Annotated in this window: 1 pseudogene; it reads left to right on the top strand. The window is 68.0% G+C overall.

Going from position 1 to position 413, the window contains the following annotated elements:
• Positions 1–413: pseudogene (locus tag DC347_RS22060) on the top strand (MmgE/PrpD family protein); the annotation flags it as partial.

The raw sequence follows: 413 nt of genomic DNA, 5'->3' as shown, positions 1-413 counted from the left end.
GGCGACAACATCCCGCCGATCCTCGCCGTTGCCCAGCACGTCGGCTCCAGCGGCCAGGACCTGGTGCGCGGCATCGCCACCGGCTATGAGATCCAGGTCAACCTGGTCAAAGCCATCTGCCTGCACAAACACAAGATCGACCACGTGGCCCACCTCGGCCCCTCCGCCGCGGCCGGCATCGGCACCCTGCTGGGCCTCGACGTCGAAACTATCTTCCAGTCCGTCGGACAGGCACTGCACACCACCACCGCCACCCGCCAGTCACGCAAGGGCGAGATCTCCACCTGGAAGGCCCACGCCCCCGCCTTCGCCGGCAAGATGGCCGTGGAGTCCGCCGACCGTGCCATGCGCGGCCAGACCTCCCCCGTGCCCATCTACGAAGGCGAAGACGGCGTGATCGCGTGGATGCTCGA

Origin of the sequence: Pseudarthrobacter sp. AG30 (assembly GCF_003116525.1) — a bacterium.
Taxonomy (GTDB): Bacteria; Actinomycetota; Actinomycetes; order Actinomycetales; family Micrococcaceae; genus Arthrobacter.
Note: the sequence above shows the minus strand (reverse complement) of the source record. Positions and strands in the feature narration are given on the sequence as shown.